This window comes from Parapedobacter koreensis (genome assembly GCF_900109365.1).
GTDB lineage: Bacteria > Bacteroidota > Bacteroidia > Sphingobacteriales > Sphingobacteriaceae > Parapedobacter > Parapedobacter koreensis.
This window is the reverse complement of record NZ_FNZR01000006.1, coordinates 243,614-269,199: the sequence shown is the minus strand read 5'-3', so window position 1 is coordinate 269,199 and position 25,586 is coordinate 243,614. Positions and strand designations below refer to the sequence as shown.

Sequence of the window (25,586 nt, the reverse complement as noted above, 5' to 3'; positions counted from 1 at the left end):
AGTGGTTGCTCCTCAACTGGATCCGGTTCGCTTCGCTGCCGTCTCCTAGGTTTCGTCCGCAACGGCTTGAATCGATGGTATTGGGAAGCTAAGCAGGTCTAATGTCTGTTGTCTAATGTCTGAAAAATGATAAAAAACTATTTCAAAACCGCATTTCGCCAGCTTTGGCGCAACAAATTCCGCTCACTATTGACCATGCTGGGACTCGCCATCGGCATCAGTGCGGCATTGGTGATTTCCCTGATTGTGTATTACGAATTTAGCTTCGATACGTTTCTGCCGGATAAGGAGCGGATCTACCGTGTGGTGATCGACGCCAACTTCAATGGCGTGGAAGGGCATAGCGTAGGTGTACCTGCGCCGTTGGGCAACGCGATACCGACCGAACTCACAGGTGTCGAACGGACCGTTCCCGTATTCCAATTCCAAGGGGATGCAACCGCCCAGGTGCGTGTTGAGGGGGATCAATCTTCCGAACCACGTACGTTTAAGAAACAGCGGCAAGTTGTTTTCACGAACAACGACTATTTTCAACTGCTGGCTTATGACTGGATTGGCGGAGAACCATCGGCAACTGTCGGCCAGCCCTACACCGTCGTGCTGACGGAAAGCCGCGCAGGCCTTTACTTCCCAACATTATCACCCATTGAGGTCATCGGCAAACAACTTACGTATAATGACCTGACCGTGACCGTATCGGGGATTGTCCGTGATTTGGACAAACCGACGGACTTCAGCGGCAAGGAATTTATTTCCCTCGCAACCATCGACGCTTCCCCACTGAAGGACAACTTCATGATGGACGTGTGGAATGACTGGATGGCGTATTCACAGCTGTATATCAAACTGGAGGCGGACCACACGGCGGCGGCTATACAAACCCAATTGAACACGCTGTATAGAAGCCACAATACAGCGTCGGGAAAGGACATCACGCTTACGCTCCAGCCCTTATGGGATATCCATTTCAACCCCCATTATCCAAGTGTGGGCGGACGCATCGCAGAAAAATCCACCTTATATGGATTGTTGACCGCTGCGGCCTTCTTGCTGTTATTGGGCTGCATTAATTTCATTAATCTGACCACGGCACAAGCGTCCCAACGAGCCAAGGAAATCGGTATCCGCAAAACATTGGGTAGCTCAAAAACGCAATTAATCCAACAGTTCCTCGGCGAAACGGTACTCATCACGAGTATCGCGACAGTATTTTCGATACTTTTAGTACCGCTTATCCTTCATTTATTCGCCACCCATATCCCTCCGGGGTTAGGTGCCGACTTCATGGGGCAACCGGGATACCTCGTATTGCTCTCCCTGCTCGTTTTGACGGTCGGTTTTCTATCGGGATGTTATCCGGCATTGGTGCTGTCCCGCTACCGCCCTACGGAAACCCTAAAAAATCAGGTATCTTCCCGGACAGGGCAATCGCGGCAAGCTACTATCCGCCAAACACTGACCGTATCCCAATTTACCGTTGCCCAGTTTTTCATCCTTGCTACCTTCATTGTCACCCAGCAAATTAATTACTCGTTGGATGCGGATATGGGGTTTGACAAGGAGGCGGTGATCAAATTTGATACGCCAAGGGATCAAGAGCAAAAGCGCACTGCATTGTTGCACACGATCCAATCGCTTTCGGGTGTTGAACTGGCGAGCTCCGGCTTTCTTGCTCCTGCCGACCAGGGGATGTCGTTTACCAACGTTTCCTACCATAATGGGAAAGAGGAGTTAAAGCCCACCACGCAGATTCGATGGGGCGATGAAAACTACCTTAATGTTTACCGGATCGAGCTCTTGGCCGGTCGTAACGTGTTGCCCGGCGATTCCACCAAGGAATTGCTCGTCAATGAGCAGTTTACAAAAGCGATCGGTTTCCAACGCCCCGAAGAAGCACTGGGTGTGTCGTTGAATTGGAACGGCCGGACGGTGCCCATTGTAGGTGTGATGAAAGACTTCCACCATCAATCTACCCGAGCGTTGATCAGTCCTTTGCTATTTGAGCGGAATAGCGGTTCGACCTTCCACGTCAGGCTAAAACCCAACCGGGACGGCCAGTCGTGGAGCGATGCCCTGACCCAAATCCAGAAAGCTTACGGACAAGCATTCCCCGGCGAGGAGTTCAATTATCAGTTTGTGGATGAAATGGTCGCCCAATTTTACGAGCGGGAACAGGCCACGGCGGGTTTGCTGGCTTGGGCCATGTCGCTTTCTATTCTGATTAGTTGCCTCGGATTACTGGGATTGGCCATGTATACCGTCAATGCGCGCACGAAAGAAATCGGCATCCGCAAGGTATTGGGCGCAACAGTAACCAGCATTGTGCGTCTTTTGTCTAAAGACGTGGTGAAACTGGTATTAATTGCCATCGTCATCGCTTCTCCCATCGCGTGGTGGGCGATGAACCAGTGGTTAGAAGATTTCGCTTACCGCATCGAGATTCAATGGTGGATGTTTGTCGGTGCCGGATTGGCCGCGGTTGTCATCGCGTTGCTTACCGTAGGTGGGCAAGCGATACGGGCGGCGATGGCCAATCCAGTTGATTCTTTACGCGATGAATGATTGGTGGATGATTCAAGCGGTTCCTCCTCAACTGGATCCGGTTCGCTTTGCTGCCGTCTCCTAGGTTTCGTCCGCAACGGCTTGAATCGGTGGTGATGAGTGGTGGGTGATGAGGAAGATGAAGGATAAAGGAATAAAGAACTAAAGATAGGCAAGTCTGTTGTCTAATGTCTGAACAATGATAAAGAATTATTTCAAAATCGCCTGGCGGAACCTACATAGGAATAAAGGCTATGCCGCCATTAACATCAGTGGGCTGGCCATTGGTTTAGCATGTTGCCTATTGATAGTGCTTTATATTCGGGACGAACTTTCCTATGACAAGTATCACGCGAATAAGGATCGCATTTACCGCGTTATCCACGAATGGAAAGAAGTGGGGGGAGCGGGCTATCACGGGCAAGTGTGGGGAAATGCACCTGTAGGGACCGCGTTGAAATCAGACTTCCCAGAAGTGGAAGAAGTGGTGCAGTTCTCCGGCCAAGTCTCCATTTTGTTGAAACACGGCGAAAAAGTCTTTCAGGAAGAACGCGTCTTCTACATGGATTCGACAGCCTTTGATCTATTCAGCTGGAAACTGATTGCTGGCGATCCGAAGACGGCGCTCAAAGCACCGTATTCCGCAGTATTGACTGAAAGCACAGCCAAGAAATACTTTGGAGATGAAAACCCGATCGGCAAAACTCTCGAAGGTGGGGCCACCGGAGGTCGGGCAGCTCCCGGCGTTTATACCGTTACCGCCGTTATGGAAGATGTGCCTTCCAATTCCCATTTCACCTTTGATGCGTTAATGTCCATGACTTCCTTTCGGCAATCCTGGGCGGAAGTGTTTGACGAGTGGGGATATGTGGATTTTTACACCTATTTCCGAGTACCAGAAGGGTCTGACATTGCACATTTGACATCCAAAGTCCCCGACTTCCTCGACCGTCACCATGCTTCGGACGATGGCAGCTACCGCATTCGTTTTGAACCTTTACTTGACGCATACCTGCACTCTACAGCAGATAGACAGCCCGGCGCGACAGGCAGCGTACAGAACCTATACATTTTTGCGATCATCGGGCTGTTCATCCTCTGCATTGCCTGCGCCAATTTCATGAACTTAGCAACCGCCCGGTCTTTGGAACGGGCCAAGGAGGTGGGTGTCCGCAAGGTCGTTGGCGCAGATCGGAAGAGCCTGATCGGCCAGTTTATGAGTGAGTCACTGGTCATGGTACTCGTGGCCGCTTTCTTCGCTGTGGGAATAGTATTCGCCTTATTGCCCTTGATGGAAGCATTTGCCGGAAAACGTTTCGCCTTGGCCGCGGTGGTTGATTGGCAGACGCTGGCCATTTTTTCGCTGGCGGTAGGTGTGACGGGAATGGCGGCAGCCAGTTATCCGGCTTTGGTATTAGCTGGCTTCAAGCCTATTGCCGTACTCAAAGGGGCATTTCGCTCGACACCGAAAGGCGCTGCACTACGCAAAGGTATGGTGGTCTTCCAATTCGGCCTCTCCATTGCCCTTATCGCCGGTACATTTATTGTGTTGTCCCAGCTTAATCACTTACAGCACCGAAATCTCGGATTCCAGCAAACGCAGATGTTAGTCATCGATTTCAACTATGATGACCAAGTTACCGCTAAATTGGAAGCCTTTAAAAACAGGTTTTTAGAAGAAAAAGAAGTGGTATCTGTTTCGGCGTCACGAAGTGTCCCGGGAGCTTATTTCCCGAACGCTTACACGGAAGTGGAATCGCCGGAAGGGACAATGACTGGGCTGGGTCCATCACTCTTTGAAGTGGATGTGGATTTCATCCCTCATTTCGGTATCGAAATGGCAGCCGGCAGGCCTTATTCCAGGGATTTCCCTGCAGATACGGCTCATTCACTGGTTATTAACGAAGCGGCTGCCCGGCTTTGGGGTTATGCAGATCCCAGCGCCATCATTGGCAAGCGGTTTTCACAATGGGGCAAGGAGGGGCAGGTCATCGGTGTGGTCAAAGACTTCAACTACCTGTCGTTGCACCGTAAGGTGGAGCCGTTGGCACTCCGGTTTGAACCCATGAGCAGCCGATTTCTCACCCTTAAGGTACAGACGGCTACCTTGCCTGAAACCCTGGTCAAGCTGGGCAACATCTGGTCTGAACTGGCTCCACACCGGCCATTCCTGTATAGCTTTCTGGATGAAAGTTTTAACCGGCAATATGAAGCGGATTTTCGGTTCCGAAGATTGTTTACAGTATTTTCTGGGCTGGCCCTGTTCATCGCCTGCCTAGGCCTTTTGGGTTTAGCTACCTATACCGCGCAGCAACGCACAAAGGAAATCGGTATCCGCAAGGTGCTTGGCGCATCGGTATTAGGTATCATACGCTTGCTATCATTCGATTTCGTGCGATTGGTTTTTATTGCTATTATCATCGCTACACCAGCGGCTTGGTGGGCGATGAATAACTGGCTGGAAAACTTTGCCTACCACATTGAGGTCCACTGGTGGGTATTTGCCTCGGCGGGATTGGCGGCCGTGGTGATTGCATTGCTCACGGTAAGCGGGCAGGCGATACGGGCGGCGATGGCCAACCCTGTAGATAGTTTGCGGGATGAGTGATTTTCAGCTGTAGGCTATAAGCAATAAGCCTAATGCATAAAACAAAAGATATAACATGATGATTTATAACCACATTAAGACTGCGTTCAGGGGCTTGGGAAATAGCAGATTCTATAGTACCGTCAATATTATTGGACTGACCACGGGACTGGCCGTGGGCATACTCATTTTATTGTGGGTGCAAAATGAATTAAGCTATGATCGGTTTCATGGTGATAAGAAAAATATCTACCGTTTGTTGTCCAATGTGGGCACGGGTAGTGATCGCCAAGTGTGGGGTTCCTCCCATGCTCCGATAAGCACATTTGCCCAACAAGAAATTCCAGAAGTCAGGAATGCGGCACGGGTCAAAGGCAACTTTGAGTTTTCGCTATTCAGCTATGCGGACAAGGAATTCAAGGAAGAAAGTACGGGCTACGCCGATCCTGCGTTGTTCAGCATCTTTGATTTCACCTGGCGGTATGGCAATCCTAAGGCACCTTTTGCAGATCATCATTCCGTCGTACTCACTGTATCTACAGCCGAGCGCTATTTCGGATCAGAAAACCCGATGGGCAAGGTTTTACGGGCAGATAATAGCGATCTGTTCGTGGTAACTGGCGTTGTAGAAGATTTCCCCGAAAATTCCAGCATCCGATATGATATGCTTTTCCCCATGGCCCTTTATGCCGAAATATATGCACAGGGTGAGGAGGGACGAAGCATTGAATCCGATTTCGGCAATTTCACATACACTACATTCCTACAACTACATGCCGGCATAAGCCCTGCCCTGGTCGAAAGAAAACTTGCCCAGAGCCTTCTGAATCACTACAAAGACATTGGCCTCAAAGATCCTTATGCCTTACAACCGCTGGCGAAGATGCATCTTTATAATCCCGACGGTAGCGAGGGCATGATGCAGGTTGTCCGGATATTCCTCATCGTCGGTATACTCATCCTCGTGATTTCCGCCATCAACTATGTCAACCTATCGACCGCACGGTCTATGCTTCGCGTAAGGGAAGTGAGCATGCGCAAAATCCTCGGGGCGAGAAAAAGCGAGCTTTTTATACAGTTCATGGCCGAAACGGCAATTACTTTTATCATCGCCGGTTTAGGTGCTTGCTTATTGGTATACGTTTCGATACCCGTCTATAGCGGTATCGCGGGCAAAAGCATTGCGTTCCAGTTGTCCGATCCACGCATATGGGGCATCGCTATAGCCGCTATCGGCTTCACATTGATATTATCGGGCATATATCCCGCACTCCTTTTATCCTCCTTTGAACCGTTGAAGGCGATCAAAGGGAAGATTGCGATCGGCTTGGATACCGAATTTATCAGGAAAGTGTTGGTTGTGACCCAGTTTGTAGCTTCTTTGACGTTGGTTACAGGTACCATTGTCATTGACCGCCAACTCCACTACATCCATGAAAAAGAACTTGGATTTGATAAGGCCCACGTGCTCACGTTTGACATGCGGGATATGGCACCCCATACCCAATCGATAAAAAATGAATTATTGAAGCAGCGCGGAATAACGGGCATCACCACTGCCGATGATCCCATCATCAATATCGGAACGAATACGACCGGTGTCGATTGGGAGGGAAAAGCATCGGACCGAGTTTTTTATATTCATCCATTGTCCGTCGATGAGGACTTTGTTTCCGTTTTGGGGCTGCAATTAGCAGAAGGGCAGGGTTTCAGCGGAATAGCCACTGACTCGATACACTACGTCCTCAACGAAACAGCTATCAGGGAAGCAGGCATCTCCGATCCCATTGGCAAACGTTTCAACTTGTGGGGCAAGGAAGGAACCATCATCGGAATTGTAAAGGATTTCCATTTTGCCTCCATGAAGCAGCAAATTGAACCTGTCGTGTTACGCTATCAGCCTCAAGAGAACTACAAGATGTATGTGAAGGTTAGTGGGCGGAATGCTGCAAATGCCATCGCTTTGGTTGAAACCCTTTGGAAACAGTACAATGCTGGATTCCCGTTTGAGTATACGTTTCTTGACGACGCATATGACAGCTTGTATAAAGCGGAACAACGTTCTGGAATGCTGTTTAAATTATTTTCGTTGGTGGCTATCCTGCTCTCCTGCCTGGGGTTATTTGGGCTTTCCACTTACATGGCACAGGTCAAAGTTCGGGAAGTCGGTATCCGAAAAGTATTGGGTGCGTCAGTGGCAGACGTCGTGCGTCTGCTGTCGTCAGATTTTGTTCGATTGGTATTAATTGCTGCCGCAATCGCCTCTCCCATTACGTGGTGGGCCATGAGCCAGTGGTTGGAAGATTTTGCTTACCGCATTGATATCCAGTGGTGGATGTTTGCTGTGGCGGGATTGATGGCTGTGGTAATTGCCCTGCTCACCGTGGGTGGGCAAGCGATACGGGCGGCGATGGCCAATCCGGTCGAGTCTTTGAGGGATGAGTGATTTTCAGGTGCAGGCTGTAGGCTATAAGCAATAAGCCTAAAGCATAAAACAAAAAGACATGATAAAGAATTATTTAAAAATCGCGTGGCGGAACCTGACAAAACACCGCTTGTATTCGGCCATCAAAATCGGAGGCTTTGCGTTCAGTATCGCTGCATGCATGCTCATTACGTTGTACACCATCCATGAAACCAGCTACGATCAGTCGTATCCTGATGCCGACCGGTTGTACCGGGTTGTCGGCCAATTCACCGACAATGGCAATGTGATCAAAGGGATTTCGTTTGAGGGGCCTTTTGCGGAAGCCATGAAGGCAGACTTTCCGGAAATCGAACAGGCGGGCCGCCTACTTCCCAATCCGCTTTTTGGGGCTGGCAGCAATCAGGTAGCTACCGATAGCCATCCGGAAAGTGCTCACGAGGACGGTGTAATCTACATGGATCAGCAGTTGTTGGACCTCCTTCAGTTGCCAATGGTATACGGCGATCGCCAGTATGCGCTGAGCCAGCCCAACACGGTAGTCCTAACTGCTTCCAAAGCAAACAAGTATTTCGCCGATAGCAATCCAATTGATAAGGTAATTTACCTGAACAACGACAAAAGCAAGCCCTATGTCGTCAAAGGCATCATTCAAGACATTCCTACTAACTCCCACTTATACGGGTACGACATTTTCCTCACGCTCTCTGGCATCCATTTTTATGATGGCGAACAGACTAATTGGCTCGCTAGCAACTACGTGACGTATTTTAAGGTGAAACCCGGTACCGATGTCCGACAATTGGAAAAGAAAACCACTAAAAATTACGTGGAACACTACCTCATCCCCGCGCTGAAGGCTTCAGGTCATCAAATTCCCAAAAGTATCGAAACAGCCGGGCTGCTATTGCAACCGGTTCCAGGTATCCACCTTCATTCTTATGACATCCGCGATTATAATGAAGGCAGCGCCAAAGGAGATATCCGTTTCGTCTGGTTATTCGGTGGCATTGCTGTTTTTATCTTGTTAATCGCTTGCATCAACTTCATTAACCTATCTACCGCCAAGTCAGCAAATCGGGCAAAGGAAGTGGGTCTTCGGAAGGTTGTGGGATCATACCGAAGTAGCTTAACCACGCAGTTTCTCATTGAGTCTGTACTTTACAGCATATTGTCCATCATCTTGGGAGCCTTGTTGGCGTGGCTGTTTCTGCCGCTCTTTAATCAGTTGGCCGACAAACGCCTTACTTTTCCCTGGACCAGCCCGTGGCTGCTTCCCATCATCCTCCTGTCGGCCCTTGGAATTGGGTTGCTCGCCGGCCTTTATCCAGCCCTCTACCTATCGGGGTTCCGTCCGATACACGTGCTCAAAGGTCAGTTGAGCCGGGGAAGTAGAAATCCTATCCTACGCAACGGATTGGTTGTTTTTCAGTTTACCACATCCATTATCCTCATCGTGGGCACGCTCATCATCAACCAGCAAATGCGCTTTATCCTGAACCGGAAAATCGGCTTTGACAAAGATCAGGTGATGCTTATCCAAGCCACGCATACCCTAGGGAAGCAAGTAACTACCTTGAAGGACGAAATTCGTAACCTTCCAGACGTACTGGACGTTACGGTAAGCGATTACCTGCCCGTGCAAATGGACGGTGTAAAGCGGAACGGAAATTCGTTCTGGAGAGAAGGTCGGGTAAACGCCGACCCTTCTGTGGGTGGTCAATTCTGGCAAATTGACGAGAATTATCTTCCTACCTTAGGCATCCATCTTGTCGAGGGCCGAAATTTCAATCGGGAATTGGCCACAGACAGGGAAGCTGCCATCATCAACCAAAGCCTCGCCAAGTCTTTGCAGCTGACGAATCCGATTGGCGCACAAATCACCAATAGCCGGCAAAAGATGACGATTGTCGGTGTCGTGGAAGACTTCAACTTCGAGCCCATGAGAGACGAGGTTGGTGGGGTCTGCTTGGTTCTGGGTAACAGCCCGAGCATCATGGCTGTGAAAATCAATGGCGGGAATTTGTCGGCTTCTATAGCTGCTATCACCGCGAAATGGGAGGAATTTGCTCCTGAGCAACCAATACGCTTTACGTTTCTCGACGAAAGTTTTGCGACCATGTACGGTGATGTACAGCGTATAGGCATGATTTTTACCTGCTTTGCCACGCTGGCCATCTTAATTGCTTGCCTCGGGTTATTTGGACTGGCCGCTTTCATTACGGAACAGCGCACCAAGGAAATCGGCATCCGCAAGGTGCTGGGTGCCACCGTCACAGGCATTGTGGGACTCTTGTCCCGAGATTTCGTGCGGCTGGTAGCTATTGCCATCGTTATCGCTACGCCCATTGCTTGGTGGGCGATGAACCAATGGTTGGAAGACTTTGCCTATCGCATTGACATCCAATGGTGGATATTTGCCGTGGCGGGATTGGCTGCGGTAATGATTGCCTTGCTCACCGTAAGCTGGCAGGCGATCCGAGCGGCAGTGGCTAATCCGGTCGAGTCTTTACGCGATGAGTAAATCGCGTCATAGCGAGATCCCGAAGCATTTCGGGATGGATTCGCTGCGTGACGAATGATCTGTGGTGGATGATTCCAGCCGTTGCTCATCAACTGGATCCGGCGGGCTTCGCTGCCGTCTCATAGGTTTCGTCTACAATGGCGGGAATCGATGCGAGTGACCGGTAGTGGACGAAGAAAGGCAAGGGTAAAAGAAACAAGGATAAAGATTCAAGTACATCTATAATGATTGATCGGTAATAACAACAGACCGCTGACTACCGATCACTGAACACTGAAAAAATGATAAAGAACCATTTTAGAATCGCTTGGCGCAACATTAAGCGCAACAAGTCTTACGCATTCATCAATGTGTTGGGCTTAGCATTGGGTATTGCCAGTGCTTTACTTATTTTCACGATGGTCAGCTACCATCTCAGTTTCGACAATTTCCATCCGCAGCAGGATCGGATTTACCGCTTGGTCACGGAATGGCATGACGACGGGATAAATCGATCACCGGGTGTGCCGAGACCGTTGGGTAAAGCTTTGCGCGAAGATTTCAGCTTTGCGGAATACACCGCACGAAAGGTAGACTACCGCAATGTGATGGTGGCTGTGCCCGATGCAGGCGACGACAAGCGGTTTGTTGAAGAATCCGTTGCCTACTCCGAACCGGAATTTTTCGCCATCTTCGATTTCCCATTATTGCGCGGCGATAGCAGTACAGTGCTCCACCAGCCCAATGAAATTGTACTCACCGAACGGATGGCCAAGAAATATTTTGACGATGCGGACCCCATGGGCAAAACGCTCCGGATTGGAAATCAAAGCGACTACGTGGTGAAGGGGATCCTCAGGAATCTGCCCAACAATACGGACTTTAAGGAAGAGATTTTTGCTTCGTATCATGAGTTGCTGAATAACAATAGTGGAGAAGACAACTGGGGAGGGGTATTTTCGGGTTCCAAATGCTATACGCGGTTAAAAGACGGCATATCCATAGAACAGGTGACCAAAGCGTTAACCGAGCTACCTCAGCGCATCTACAAAGGCCGTGATAAAGATATCTGGAAATTTAAGCTTCAACCACTGAACGACATCCATTTCAATTCCGACTTTGACGGTTATGTCAACAAGAATTACCTATGGGCACTGCTTATTATCGGCTTGTTCCTCATTGTGACTGCGGCCATCAACTTCACCAATTTAGCCACAGCCCAAGCGATCAATCGGGCTAAGGAAATCGGTGTCCGAAAGGTATTGGGGAGCAACCGCAAGCAACTGTTCTGGCAGTTTATCGCCGAGACAGCCATCATTACGTTCATTGCTATGACGATTGCCTACGGCATTGCTATGGTCACGCTTCCAGGCATCAACCAGTTGCTCAACACCGAAGTGCAACTAAGCCTATTCGGCAGTTGGCAATTGCCGATGTTCCTGGTGTCGATAGCGGTGTTCGTGGTATTTCTATCGGGCTCTTACCCAGGACTGGTTTTGGCGGGTTTCAGGCCGGTACAGGCGTTGCGCAGCAAGATTACGCAACGGGAAATCGGCGGCTTCTCGTTGCGGCGGGTGTTGGTCATCGGGCAGTTTACCATCTCCCAAGTATTAATCATTGGTACCCTCATCGTTGCCAACCAAATTCGCTATGCACGGGAAACCGATTTGGGATTTGACAAGGATGCCATCGTAACCTTGCCCATACCCGAGGTAGGGAATACGGCGAAGATGAAAACACTACAAGACCGGCTATCGGCTATCAATAACGTGGAAAACGTATCGCTCAATTTCCAGCCGCCGGCATCCGGCACCAATAATACAACAGGTATCCGCTACGACAACCGGCCGGACACCGAACGGTGGAGCATCAACTTGAAGTATGCCGATGATCGGTATCTGACTACATTTGATATCCCGCTGGTCGCCGGCCGGAATTTCTTCCCTTCGGATACCATCAACGAGTTTCTGGTCAATGAGACCTTTGTCAAAAACCTCAACTTTGCGTCAGCCGAGGAGGTCATTGGCAAACCTATCGCGGTCAATGGCGACGAGAACAAAGGTACAATTGTGGGTGTCGTGAAGGATTTCTACAATTATTCGCTCCATAGCGAAAAAGACGCGATATGCATCATGCCGTGGACGGCTTATTACTTCAATTGTTCAATTAAACTCAACGGACAGCAGTTGGCTTCTTCCATGGCTGCATTTGAGCGGATATGGAAGGAAACGTATCCGGATTATGTGTATTCCTACGAGTTTCTGGACGAATCCATCGCCGAATTTTACGAACTGGACAACATCATGCTCAACCTCATCCAGGGCTTTTCCATCGTAGCCATTTTAATCGGCTGCCTCGGATTATATGGATTAATATCATTCATGGCGTTGCATAAAACCAAAGAAATCGGTGTCCGGAAAGTGCTGGGTGCTACGGTACCGCAGATTCTTTGGCTCTTCGGTCGTGAATTTGCCCGACTGTTGCTGGTGGCCTTCCTCATCGCTGCACCAATTGCTTGGCTGGGGATGGATCGGTACTTACAGGACTTTTCTTATCGGATAGCGATAGGACCCGGTATTTTCTTATCTGCTATTGGCATCACGTTGGCTATCGCCGCGCTGACCGTTGGGTATCGGTCGATGCGGGCGGCAGTGGCCAATCCGGTCGAGTCTTTACGCGATGAATAAATCGCGTAATTTCGCTGACATCTCCTGGGCCTGACTGCAATGGGCATAAAACAACGGGGGCGGGGGTTGGTACCGATGGTGAGGTCGATGGCGGGGCGGCAGATGTCCGTACTGTACGCAATTGAACAATAGGTGTTCGATATCGAACACCCATCAAGACAAACATCGATGCAAGAGTTTTATTATCAGAAGTTTATCAATTTGGCGCAATAACTGTATTTAGTGACCGAGAAAACGGGAATGATCATCACATTGACCAGCAACCGCTATGATAAGGAACTATCTTAAAACTACCCTCCGCCACCTATGGCGCAATCGTCTCTTTACGGCATTGAATGTGCTGGGCCTTGCTATCGGCATCAGCGCGTGCTGGATTATCTACCGCATCGTGGATTATGAATTGAGCTACGACAAGGCACATCCAGAGGCAGCACAAATCTATCAAGTGGTGGCACGTTTCAAGGACGAAAGAGGAGAAAGTGGTTTCGGCGGTATACCCTTGCCGTTGGCTTCTTCGCTCGCTCAGGATATCACTGGTATAGAGCTGATAGTGCCCATTTATGATCAATATATTGAAAAATTGACGATACCTGCCCTGCAAGAACGGCTGGAGAAAATCGTAGAAGATCCCCAACTGGTAGCCACCTTGCCAGCTTATTTCGAAATGATTCCCTACCGGTGGCTCGCCGGGACACGACAAACCGCGCTTGACGCTCCGGATAAGGTGGTCCTTACGGAGTCGCGCGCTGCGGAGTATTTCCCCGACCTGAAGCCGGAAGAGATACTGGGCCAAACGTTGGTTTATGATACCTTGGCCCGTACTGTTACGGGCATCGTGGCTGACTTGGATTACCCAAGCAGTTTTGAAGAAAAGGAGTTTATTGCCGTGTCTCAGCAGGACTGGACGTCCGACAACTGGCTTTCATTCAACTCCAATAATATCTTGTTTGTCAAAACCGAACCCGGCAAATCCATCAAGCCAGCCCTTGATTTTGCTACGCAGAAGCGGCTTGAATTTGCTGCTGAATTTCAAAAAGAAGGTAGCTATACGGCATGGTTTGATGCGCTACCCTTAGCTGAAAAGCATTTTGCCAGTGAGTATGCGACCGGTTCCCGGTCGGCCAGCATGAATACGCTTTATGGCTTGATGGGTATCGGTTTCTTCCTATTGGTGCTGGCCTGTATTAATTACGTGAATCTTAGTACGGCACAGGTGCCGCAACGCGCCCGGGAAATCGGCATCCGCAAGACACTCGGCGGCACACCTCATGCGCTTATTGGCAATTTCCTTGCAGAAACATTAGCTATCGCCCTTGTTGCCTTGCTGTTGGCCATCCCGCTCACCAGCTTGTTCATGGTTGTCTTTCCGGAATTTATTCCGGAAGGCCTGAGGGATTTCAGGAACCACACTGGATTAGTGTTGTTCCTGCTCACGCTGCTTGGCACCATTACCCTTGCAGCCGGCCTTTATCCAGCTTGGCTCATTACCAAAGTACAGACCGTAAAGGTGCTAAAGGGACAGGGAGAAAAAATGGTCGTGGGCGCGCGACTTAACTTCAGGAAGGCACTCATCGTCTTCCAGTTTGTCATCGCACAGGTATTTATCGTCAGCGCGCTCATCATCGGGCAACAGCTCAATTACACCTTGGATAAAGACCTTGGCTTCACACACGATGCCGTGGTGAATATTGCCATGCCCTATCGGTCAGATCAGGGTGCGGATATTGACCCCGCTATCTATAAGCGGGCACTCGCACAACGCCCCGAAATTGAAGGCATCGCTATGGGACATGAACCACTGAACAACAGCCACTGGGGTACCACCTTTGATTACGCCGCAGATACAGGCCAAGTGCGGCTCAACATGCCCCGCAAATACATTGATGCGGACTACCTGCCGCTCTACCAGATGAAGCTGCTGGCGGGTACCAACATCCGGCAAACGGATACGTTGCGTGACCTCATCATCAATGACGCTGCCCGTAAGGCCTTTGGTTTCAGCACGCCAGAAGCAGCGATTGGCCAGATCCTGACCATGCAGAATAAACAATACCCCATCGTAGGTATTGTCGCCGATTTCCACCAGAAAGATCTTCATGTGGAGATTGAGCCCATCGCATTGGGGACTTCCAACCGCAGGAGTTCACTGCAAACTTTCAACATCAAACTTCCAGCAGACCGCTCGCAATGGAAAGCAGCCTTTGCCGTGATGGAGCAGGAATGGAAAGCCATCTATCCCAATGCGCCTTTTGACTACCGATTCAACGATGAACGGATAAAGGGGCTGTATGAATCCGAATACCGGATGGCTAAACTCATCGGACTGGCCACAGGCGTCACTATCCTTGTCAGCTGCTTCGGCCTCTTTGGATTAGCCACACTTACGGCTTTCCAGCGCACCAAAGAAATTGGCATCCGCAAGGTGTTGGGAGCTACCGTAACGGGCATTGTGGGTTTGCTATCGAAAGATTTTGTCAAGTTAGTGTTCATCGCCATAGCTATCGCCTCCCCCATCGCTTGGTGGGCGATGAATAAGTGGCTGGAAGATTTTGCCTACCGCATCGATATCCAGTGGTGGATGTTTGCGCTGGCAGGATTAGTGGCGGTGGTGATAGCGCTGCTTACCGTGAGTTGGCAAGCGATGCGGGCGGCGGTGGCTAATCCGGTCGAGTCTTTACGCGATGAGTAAATCGCGTCATAGCGAGATCCCGATGGATAGATAGGCAAGTCTGTTGTCTAATGTCTGTTGTCTAATGTCTGTTGTCTAAATGTCTAAAAAATGATAAAAAACTACATCAGCATCGCATGGCGAAACCTCGCCAAAAACAGGAAGTCGGCTTTCATCAACATCACTGGTTTGGCGATGGGAATGGCTGTTTTTATGCTGATTGCACTATGGATCTGGGATGGGCTGTCGTACAACCATTACCATAAAAACTACGAGCGAATCGGACAAATCACGCAAACCCAGCTTTGGAACGGGGAATTTTTTTCGGGTGTCGCCATTCCCCTTCCGTTGGGAGAAGAATTGAAAACAAACTACGGTGACCACCTCAAATACGTGGTTATGGCCTCATGGGAGGGGCCTCATGTATTGTCAAACGGTGATAAGCAGCTATCACATAACGGCATCTACATGGATGTGGACGGCCCAAATATGCTTACGTTGGATATCCTGGCAGGCCATATCAACGGGCTGGGTGACCCGAACAGCATCATGCTCGCTGAATCAACCGCCAAGGCGTTCTTTGGCGATGTGGATCCCCTGAATCAGTTGCTAAAAATCGACCAAAAACTGGATGTGCGGGTGACGGCCGTTTACAAGGATCTGCCCTATAACACGACATTCAAGGACTTGAAGTTCATCGCTCCGTGGTCGTTATACCTCACCTCGGAATCGTGGCTCAAAAATGCCGCTACCCAATGGGGCAACAATTCCTTTCAGTGCTTTGCCCAGATTCCCGATGGTGCGACCTTTGATGGCGTGAATGCCGCCATTGCGGATGCAAAGCTCAATAAAGTATCCGACGAAGACAAGCGGTTCAAAGCCCGACTCATCCTGCATCCCATGGATGATTGGCACCTGCGAAACGATTGGAAGAATGGCAAAGTGGCCGGCGGACTTATCGAGTATGTCTACCTATTTGCTATTATTGGCGGTTTTGTACTGATTCTTGCCTGCATCAACTTCATGAACCTCAGCACCGCCCGTTCGGAACGACGCGCGAAGGAGGTGGGTATCCGGAAGACCGTAGGATCGCCCAAACGATTGCTGATTGCCCAGTTTTTAAGCGAGTCGGCGTTAATCGCCAACATCGCGTTTGTGCTTGCCCTCCTACTGGTCATTGTGGCATTACCCTGGTTTAACGAGTTGGCCGACAAACGAATGACCATCCCTTGGACGAACGGATGGTTTTGGGGTGCAGGACTGGTATTTACCCTGCTTACGGGTATCGTAGCAGGCAGCTATCCGGCTTTTTACCTATCGTCCTTCAACCCGCTGAATGTATTGAAAGGAACATTCAAGGCGGGCCGTGCGGCAAGCCTGCCAAGGAAGGTGCTGGTAGTGGTGCAGTTTACGATTTCGTTGGCACTGATTATCGGCACGTTGATCGTATTCCGACAAATCCAGTATACCAAAGATCGCCCTACCGGCTATAACCGTGAACGCCTGATGATGGTACAGATGATTACGCCCGATTTTTACGGCAAGTTTGAGGTGCTTCGCCATGCCCTCAAGGAAAAAAACCTCATCGTGGAGATGGCCGAATCTTCCAGTCCGCTTACGTCGGTATGGTCTAATAGCGGTGGATTTGACTGGGAGGGAAAAGACCCGGATCTATCCACGGATTTTGCCACCATCTGGGTGACGCATGAGTACGGGAAAACCATTGATTGGCATATAGAAGAAGGGCGGGACTTCTCCAGGGAATTTTCCACCGACTCGGCGGCACTTATCATCAATCAAGCCGCCGTGAAATTTATGGGACTGAAAGATCCGCTGGGCAAAACCGTGCAGTGGAGCGGCATGGACTTTCGTATCATTGGCATTGTCAACGATGTGGTGATGAGCTCGCCTTTTAGTCCGGTCAAACAAGCGGTGTATTTACTGAACGGGGATGCCAACTGGATCAACATCCGCCTGAACCCGCAATTATCTACAGGAGCGTGTGTGGCGGGCATTGAGCAGGTATTCAAAGAAGTCATTCCCAATGCACCATTTGACTACAAATTTGCCGATACCGAATATGCTGCCAAATTTGCGTATGAGGAGCGCATTGGCCAGCTGGCCACGGTATTTGCGTTGCTGGCCATCGCTATCAGTTGCCTCGGCGTTTTCGGCCTGGCGTCGTTTGTTGCCGAGCAACGCACCAAAGAAATCGGCATCCGCAAAGTCGTTGGCGCATCAGTATTCCAACTGTGGAAGCTGTTGTCCATCGATTTCGTCGTATTGGTCTTGATTTCCTGCCTCATTGCAAGTCCGGCAACCTATTATGCGCTGAACAATTGGTTGCAGAAATATGCGTACCGTACCGCTGTACCGTGGTGGATTTTTGCCGTGGCAATTGGTGGTGCCCTGATATTGACTGTATTGGTGGTCAGTTTTCAGACGGTAAGGGCGGCGCGTTCGAATCCAGTCCAGTCTTTGCGCGATGAGTGAACTATGTGATAAAAAACGTTATGGCAGCAAACTATTTCAAACCGATTTGGCGATTCCTGATAAAGGATCGTGCTTTTTCCCTGCTCAACATGATGGGATTGGCGCTGGGAATTTGCGCGAGCCTCTTTATCCTCCTGTGGGTACAGGATGAGCAGCGCGTGGATCATTTCCACAGCCAGGGCGACCGGCTCTTCCAGGTGTATAGCCGTAATTTTTACGAAGGAAGCGTAGAAGCCAGTTTCGCCACACAGGGATTACTTGCTCAGGAACTCAAAACCAATGTGCCTGAAATTGCACTTGCCAGTGGCTTTGAGTATATCGCCGCACCGGGTACCAAGAGCAACCTGGAAGCCGTCGGAAAGACGGGTAAGATGCTGGGTTTCTTTGCCGGGAGTGATTTCCTGTCCATGTTTACCTACCCGCTGTTGTTGGGCGACAAAGCCTCGGCATTGTCATCACCGGAAGGGGTCGCGATTTCGCACATGATGGCCACCTATTTTTTTGGAAGCCCGGAAAGCGCCATGGGTCAAACCGTGAGCCTCGAAGGAAAAGAAGATCTGCGTGTGACGGCCGTTTTTGAGGATTTGCCATCCTATTCGTCGCAACAATTTGATTTTCTCCGCAGTTGGGCACCATTCATGACACAAAATGCTTGGGCCAGCACGTGGCGGAATGCCTCGCCAGCGACATTTATTCTGCTAAAGCCGGACAGCGACCCGGAATCAGTGGAACAAAAAATCAAGGACTTCCTCTACCAATATATCGACCCGCAAGCGGGTGTCAGACAGGAGCTTGCTTTGCAGGCTTACCCAAGCCGGTATCTGAATGGCGCATTCAAAAACGGCTATCCGAATGGCGGCCGTATCGCATATGTACGGCTGTTCACGGTACTGGCTATCTTCATCTTAGCAATTGCCTGCATCAACTTCATGAACCTGGCTACGGCAGGGGCCGTGAAGCGGGCCAAGGAGGTTGGCTTGCTCAAGACAATCGGTGCCAGCCGTGTATCATTAGCATTCCGTTATCTACTGGAAGCTTTGGTGCTGACGGGTGCTGCTGTCGTTGTCTCATTGGTTCTATTATTTATGTTGCTCCCCCTGTTTCAGGAACTTACCAGCAAGCAACTTTCCGTACCGATTACTACAGCCCGTTTCTGGCTCGGTCTATCCGGCATCTGGCTGGCCGTAGGATTGGCATCCGGCAGCTATCCGGCATTGTATCTATCGTCGCTCAACCCTTTACGAGCATTGAAAGCGAAGACAGCCAAGGGCGGTGCGTTTTTCAGGAAGGGGTTAGTTGTATTCCAGTTTAGCCTCTCCATCATCCTCATAGCAGCTATGCTGGTCTTCCAGCGGCAAATGGATTTTATCCAGCATACAACGATTGGGTATGACCGCGACAACTTGCTATACATCCCCATAGAAGGCAATTTGATCACCAATTATGAAGCATTTAAAGCACAAGCTTCTGCAGTGCCTGGCGTGCTCTCCGTATCGAAAATGCGCAACTCCCCCACGTATATCGAACACCACACGTGGGGAGTCAGTTGGCCCAGCAAACCACCGGGCACTACCCTATCGTTTACCGATGCGGTAGTCGGCTATGATTTCGTGAGCACCATGCGCCTCCGGCTGAAGGAAGGGCGTGATTTTTCCCGCGCGTTTGGCGCAGATACCGCGGCATTCCTTATCAATGAAACCGCCGCACGTGCCATAGGTCTTCAACAGCCCCTTGGCCAATCCCTGGGCTGGGATCAAAGGCAAGGGCAAGTGATTGGCGTATTGGAAGATTTCCATTTCAACTCCATGCACCATACCATCGAACCGCTCATCGTACGGTTGGACGAAAACTGGGGTTGGGGCACCATTCTCGTCCGGATTGCGCCGGGGCAAACCGCGCCTGCTCTGAAAGGCCTTGAACAGGTAAATAAAACCTTAAATCCAGCCATCCCCTTTACTTATCAATTTTCGGACTGGGAATTTTCGAAATTATACCACAGTGAGCAGCTGGTGAGCAGGCTTGCCTCATGCTTTGCTGTTTTGGCGTTAATCGTATCGTGTTTGGGGCTGTTCGGCCTTGCAACATTTACAGCTGCGCAGCGGGTAAAAGAGATTGGGGTACGGAAAGTGCTGGGTGCTTCTGTGATGAGTGTCGTCTACCTCCTCTCGGCAGGCTTTATTCGGCTGGTGCTTTTGGCCATCCTTATTGCCTCGCCCATCGCGTGGTGGGCAATGAACAGCTGGCTGGAAGATTTCGCCTACCGCATTGCCATTGAATGGTGGATGTTTATTATAGCGGGTTTGGTGGCGGCGGTGATTGCGTTGCTCACAATAAGTGGACAAGCAATACGGGCCGCGGTAGCCAATCCGGTCGAGTCGTTGAGGGATGAGTAAAAGAAAAGAAGTGAGGATAGGCGAGTCTGTTGTCTAATGTCTAAAAAATGATAAAAAGCTACATCAAAATCGCGTGGCGCAACCTTTGGAAGAATAAGGTATACAGTGCCATCAACATCGCTGGCCTAGCCATTGGGCTGGCCAGTTTCCTCGTTATCCTATTGTACCTCAACCATGAGCTGAACTACGACCGTTGGGATGCCGAATTGGGAAAAGTGTATAAGGTATCCGAACGGACAGACGAGGATATCATGAAGCGCACTCATGCGCCGTTGCCCGACTTTCTCAAGAACCAACTGCCACTGATAGCACATGCCACGCGGATATCACCTTATGAAGACTATGAAGTGCTCTTAGCTGTCGGCGATCGTAAAATTTACCAGCCGAACTTCGTGGAGGCCGATTCTTCATTTTTCAAGGTATTTCCTTTCCAATTGGTCCAAGGCCATGCTGCGACCGCGCTGGACAAACCGAACACCACCGTCATCGAGGAGTCCGTGGCCAAGAAGCTGTTCGGCGACAGTGATCCAATCGGCAAAACCATCAAGGTCCATGATGCCTTCGAACTGGAGGTAACTGGTGTCATGAAGGAACCCGATGGTCCCTCGCACCTTCACGCAGCCGTCGTGGCACGGACACAGTTTATCGACAGTTCAAGGGAGCAATGGGGAAATACGTCCTTTATGACTTATGTAAAAACCCATCAAGTTGTGCCGGTGGCCGTGCTCGAAGGGCAGGTAGACGAATTGTACTACGAACAACGCCTGAAAAAAGACAACGTGTCTTTCCAGGACTTCCGCAAAGCCGGACATCAAGCTGGATTATTTGTGGATGCGGTGCAGGACCTGCATAACTTCCCGAAGCATGCGGATAGCAACTTTACCACGGTTTCCATACTGCTTGTGCTCGCCGCACTGTTGCTCCTTGCTGGAGCCATCAACTTTTCCAACTTATCCATTGCTGCTTCCATCCGGCGGGCCAAAGAGGTAGGTGTACGGAAAGTGCTGGGTTCGAATCGTAAGCAACTGCTTTGGCAGTTTTTGGGTGAAATTGCCCTACAATGTGCCGTCAGTTTGGGGCTTGCATCGCTGTTGGTCAGCCTTGCCCTACCTTATTTCAATACGGCATTTAATGTCCAGCTGGCATTTTGGGAGGCAAGCAACGCATCGTCCATTGCCTTACAAGCGGCCTTATGCTTGGTTGCGGTGATTGTCCTTTCGGGATTGTATCCAGCCGTATTCCTCTCCCGTTATAACCCCGTATATGTACTGAAAGGAGACCTTACGCGGGGTACCAAAGGACTTGCTTTCCGCAATGCGCTCATCGTCGTGCAATTTGTGGTCTCGGCTTTTTTCGTGATTGGTACGCTGGTCATCAGCAAGCAGATGCAGTACATGCAGACTCGTGAGAGGGGTTTCTCCGGCGAACAGGTCTTGCGTATCGAGGCTGACTTCAAGACCCGGGAGGCTGGGTTCGAAACCATGCGGAGTGCGCTATTGCGCCTGCCGGGTGTCTTGGAAGTGTCGAAAACAACGGCGGTACCGGGCGATGTGTATGTCGATACTTCCACGTGGGCCTTCAAACATGCAGGTGAAGTGCATCGCATGTCTTCCGTTAAAGTGAGTGCACAATATTTCAAGACCCTGGGCATTGACCTCGTACAGGGCCGCCTGTTTGACGATAGCTATGCCGACCAACATACGCGCAGTGCCATCATCAACGAAGCTGGTGCACGGAAACTGAACCTCGAAGATCCCATTGGGGCTATCATCCATTTTCCCGGTTGCGATAGTGTTTCGATACAGGTGGTGGGTGTCGTGCGGGATTTCAACGTATCCGGGTTTGAGCAGTCTATCAAGCCGGTGGCCTATACCATTGGCAATGATGCTTGTGTGTTCCAATCGGCCGGAGCGGTGCTGGTAAAACTCGCTGGCGACGATATCGGTAATTCCGTATCGGCCATCGAACAGGCGTGGAAAAATATTGAGCCGGCTTTCCCAATTCGCTATTCGTTTTTGGATGATAATTTTCAGCAACTGTTTGCTTCGTATATCCGCTTACAACGGATTATCAATTTCTTCGGCTTCACGGCCATCGCCATTGCTGTCATGGGCCTTTTCGCATTGACCGCCTTTCTGGTGGGCCAGCGCATGAAAGAAATCAGCATCCGTAAGGTGCTGGGGGCGAGCATTGCTGACCTTGGCTTGTTGTTGAGCAAGGGTTTTATGCGATTGATTGCTCTCGCCGTGACGATTGCTATCCCATTGGGTTGGTGGGCGGCCAATGCGTGGTTGCAGGGGTTTGCTTATCGCATTTCGTTGAATGGCTGGGTCTTCCTTATTGCAGCACTGGCGGTATTGGCTGTGGCGGCATTGACGGTAGGGTTCCATACGTTTAAGGCGGCAAAAGCAAATCCGGCAGATACATTGCGGGAGGAGTGAGGTAGGCTTACGTTCGCTGCTCCACGTCTGGATCCGTAGCGCTTCGCTAACGTCTCCTAGGTCGTGTCTGCAGCGAACGTAAGCCATTGTGGGGAAGGATGAATTTGCGGGAGGAGTAAGGGATGTTTTAGTTCGCTGCTCCACGTCTGGATCCGTAGCGCTTCGCTGACGTCTCCTAGGTCGTGTCTGCAGCGAACGTAAGTCATTGTGGGGAAGGATGAATTTGCGGGAGGAGTAAGGGATGTTTTAGTCCGCTGCTCCACGTCTGGATCCGTAGCGCTTCGCTGACGTCTCCTAGGTCGTGTCTACAGTGAACGTAAAGCCATTTTGGGGAAGGATGAATTTGCGGGACGAGCGGATTTTATATTTGTAAAGCGGGTACGGTTTAAATCATAAAAAATAGGATATGAACAGGCTAAAAACAGTATTAAGGAGTTTAACGAAGAAAAAATTCTACACCGTGGTCAATATCTTAGGGTTATCCATCAGCCTTGCTACGTCGATATTGATTATTTTGTGGGTACAGGATGAAGGTAGTTTTGACAAATTCCACCCTGATTATGAACAACTCTATACCGTAAATTCGCATCTCAATCCAGAAACGAACGGATCGATATGGACAAGTTCTCCCGGACCTATCGCGAGATTTGCACAAAACGCGCCTCAGGTGGAGCTGGCCACGCGCGTTTCACAGGACAATTATTCGACGGTGGTCAACGATGCCCTTAAGCGTCCGGTTACCGGGATTAAAATTTCCTACGTAGACAGCAACTTCTTCGATATGTTTAACTTTCCGTTGCTCGAAGGTTCACTTGTCCATTTTCAAACGAATCCTACCAACGCATTGATCACTGAATCCACTGCGGAGAAACTTTTCAGCAGCCAACAGGCAATCGGTAAAACTTTCCGATACGGCGAAGACCTCTTTGCTGTTGTCGGTATTTTAAAAGATGTGCCGGCGAATTCTTCTATCCAATTTGATGTCGTCGCCCCGTTGGGATACCATGCCCAGCGCTTTACCAAATGGGGCGGCAACGGCCAATGGAAAACCATCGATGAGGATTTGGGTAACTACAGTTTTCAAACCTACATCAAGGCGCAACCCAATAACGACCCGCTTGCCATTGGTAAATCCATCACCGCGTCGTACACCGAGGCCCGCAACGGCGAGAACTCCACGGCTTTTATGTTGGCTCCGCTGGAAATCGTACACTTAATTGCTGCTGACGGGAACAAAGCCGGGCTTTGGATGGTGCAGATTTTCGGGGCAATCGCAGCACTTTTATTGATCATCGGGGCGGTGAACTACGTTAATCTCAGCACGGCAAGAGCCATAGACCGGGCAAAAGAAGTGAGCATACGTAAGGTCATCGGTGCCAGCAGGTCGGCGCTCTTCATGCAGTTTGTCCTGGAAACAGTCGTTGTGTTTGTCCTCTCGTTACTTATTGCACTAGGTCTTATCTTTTTGTTGGCACCCGGATATAGCGAAATCGCCCAGAAATCCCTGCATTATTCGCTCAGCAATGGTGCCTTATGGAAGTATATCGGTGCAGCTGTCTTCGTGACGCTGTGTCTATCCAGCATTTATCCGGCGCTCCAGCTCTCCGCTTTCAACCCGGTTGAATCGCTAAAGGGGAAAACCACCAGACGGATCTCTTCCAACACATTGCGAAAAGTGCTGGTCGTTTTCCAGTTTACCATCGCGGTTACGCTCATGGTATGTACGCTGGTCATCAGGAACCAGCTTGAATTCATCCGGCAAATCAATCTTGGATATGATAAAGACCATGTCCTGACCCTCGGTCTGCCGGGAGAGGCATACAACCACATGGATGCCATCCGTGCAGAACTGACGAGTAATCCGGCGATACAGGGTGTATCGCTATCGGGGATCTGGAACCTGATCGACTACTTTCATTCTACCAGTGATATCGAATGGCCGGGCAAATCGAAAGACAACCCCTTGGTCGTATCCCAAGCTACCATCGATAAGGACTTTCTTCCACTGATGGATATTCCTTTCCTTGAAGGCTCGAATTTCAGTGGCCTGCCAGCAGATTCTTCACACTACATCATCAATGAAACCCTGGCAAAAGAGATGGGCTTGAAACCGCCATATGTAGGTGCCCAAATGAGCTTTCACAATGTCCCCGGTCAAATCATCGGTGTGGTGGAAGATTTCCATTTTAAATCCGTCAGAGAGAAAATAGGTCCGATGGTGTTCTGGACACGTTGGGGAGCAGGCACCTTGTACGTTAAAACGACGACTGCCCAAGCGCAACAAGCCATCAACGCGCTGGAGGCGATATATAATCGCTATCCATCGGATACACCTTTCAGCTATACGTTCATCGATGCGCAGTTCGATAATCTATACAAGGCTGAAAAACGGACAGGTTTATTGTTCAATATCTTTTCGGGTATAGCGATATTCATATCGGCACTCGGTTTATTTGCCTTGGCAACGCATGCGGCGCAAACACGCATCAAAGAAATTGGAATCCGAAAGGTATTGGGGGCCAGCATCTTCAGTATTGTCCGACTATTGGGTAAAAATTTTGTATTGCTTGTATGTATAGCCATCTTGATTGCTTGTCCCATCGCCCTTTATCTCATGCAACAATGGTTGGCTAATTTCGCTTATAAGGTAGAATTAAGTGCGCTTACGTTTATTCTCGGAAGTTTAATTGCTATTGTCATCGCGATCCTAACCGTAAGCTATCAGGCGATCAAGGCGGCCGTGGCTAATCCGGTGGAGTCATTGAGAGATGAGTGAAGTAGGTTTTATGTCCGCTGCTCCACGTCTGGATCCGTGGCGCTTCGCTGACGTCTCCAAGGTCGTGTCTGC

Annotated in this window: 10 protein-coding genes; all 10 read left to right on the top strand. The window is 50.0% G+C overall.

The genetic code is table 11. The features are described 5' to 3' along the window. Window positions 1–126 precede the first annotated feature (126 nt). The 10 genes from BMW65_RS15785 to BMW65_RS15740 all read left to right on the top strand — a co-directional run bounded on the left by BMW65_RS15785 (window position 127) and on the right by BMW65_RS15740 (window position 25,514). Entirely contained in the window at window positions 127–2,562 is a 2,436-nt protein-coding gene (locus tag BMW65_RS15785; RefSeq protein ID WP_090606800.1) for an ABC transporter permease, read from the top strand. 178 nt (window positions 2,563–2,740) lie between these two features. Further along, window positions 2,741–5,149, top strand: a complete 2,409-nt coding sequence (locus BMW65_RS15780) for an ABC transporter permease (protein ID WP_090606799.1) — start codon at window positions 2,741–2,743, stop codon at window positions 5,147–5,149. Between the two features lie 55 nt (window positions 5,150–5,204). After that, complete coding sequence (locus BMW65_RS15775; RefSeq protein ID WP_218145428.1) at window positions 5,205–7,574, top strand: ABC transporter permease; 2,370 nt, start codon at window positions 5,205–5,207, stop codon at window positions 7,572–7,574. 58 nt (window positions 7,575–7,632) lie between these two features. Continuing rightward, a complete protein-coding gene (locus BMW65_RS15770; RefSeq protein ID WP_090606795.1) occupies window positions 7,633–10,077 on the top strand; it encodes an ABC transporter permease in 2,445 nt (814 codons plus the stop codon). 281 nt (window positions 10,078–10,358) lie between these two features. After that, window positions 10,359–12,743: an ABC transporter permease gene (locus tag BMW65_RS15765; protein ID WP_090606794.1), complete on the top strand. Its 2,385-nt coding sequence runs from the start codon at window positions 10,359–10,361 to the stop codon at window positions 12,741–12,743. Between the two features lie 268 nt (window positions 12,744–13,011). After that, window positions 13,012–15,432 carry an ABC transporter permease gene (locus tag BMW65_RS15760; protein ID WP_090606792.1) on the top strand — a complete coding sequence of 807 codons (2,421 nt, stop codon included), beginning with the start codon at window positions 13,012–13,014 and terminating at the stop codon, window positions 15,430–15,432. A 90-nt stretch (window positions 15,433–15,522) separates the two neighbouring features. Beyond that, window positions 15,523–17,904: an ABC transporter permease gene (locus tag BMW65_RS15755; RefSeq protein WP_090606791.1), complete on the top strand. Its 2,382-nt coding sequence runs from the start codon at window positions 15,523–15,525 to the stop codon at window positions 17,902–17,904. Between the two features lie 20 nt (window positions 17,905–17,924). Beyond that, the gene (locus BMW65_RS15750) at window positions 17,925–20,297 is read left to right on the top strand and encodes an ABC transporter permease (RefSeq protein WP_090606789.1); all 2,373 of its coding nucleotides are present in this window, start codon (window positions 17,925–17,927) and stop codon (window positions 20,295–20,297) included. Window positions 20,298–20,344: 47 nt separating this feature from the next. Beyond that, window positions 20,345–22,738 carry an ABC transporter permease gene (locus tag BMW65_RS15745; protein WP_090606788.1) on the top strand — a complete coding sequence of 798 codons (2,394 nt, stop codon included), beginning with the start codon at window positions 20,345–20,347 and terminating at the stop codon, window positions 22,736–22,738. A 406-nt stretch (window positions 22,739–23,144) separates the two neighbouring features. Then, entirely contained in the window at window positions 23,145–25,514 is a 2,370-nt protein-coding gene (locus BMW65_RS15740; protein WP_090606786.1) for an ABC transporter permease, read from the top strand. Window positions 25,515–25,586 lie beyond the last annotated feature (72 nt).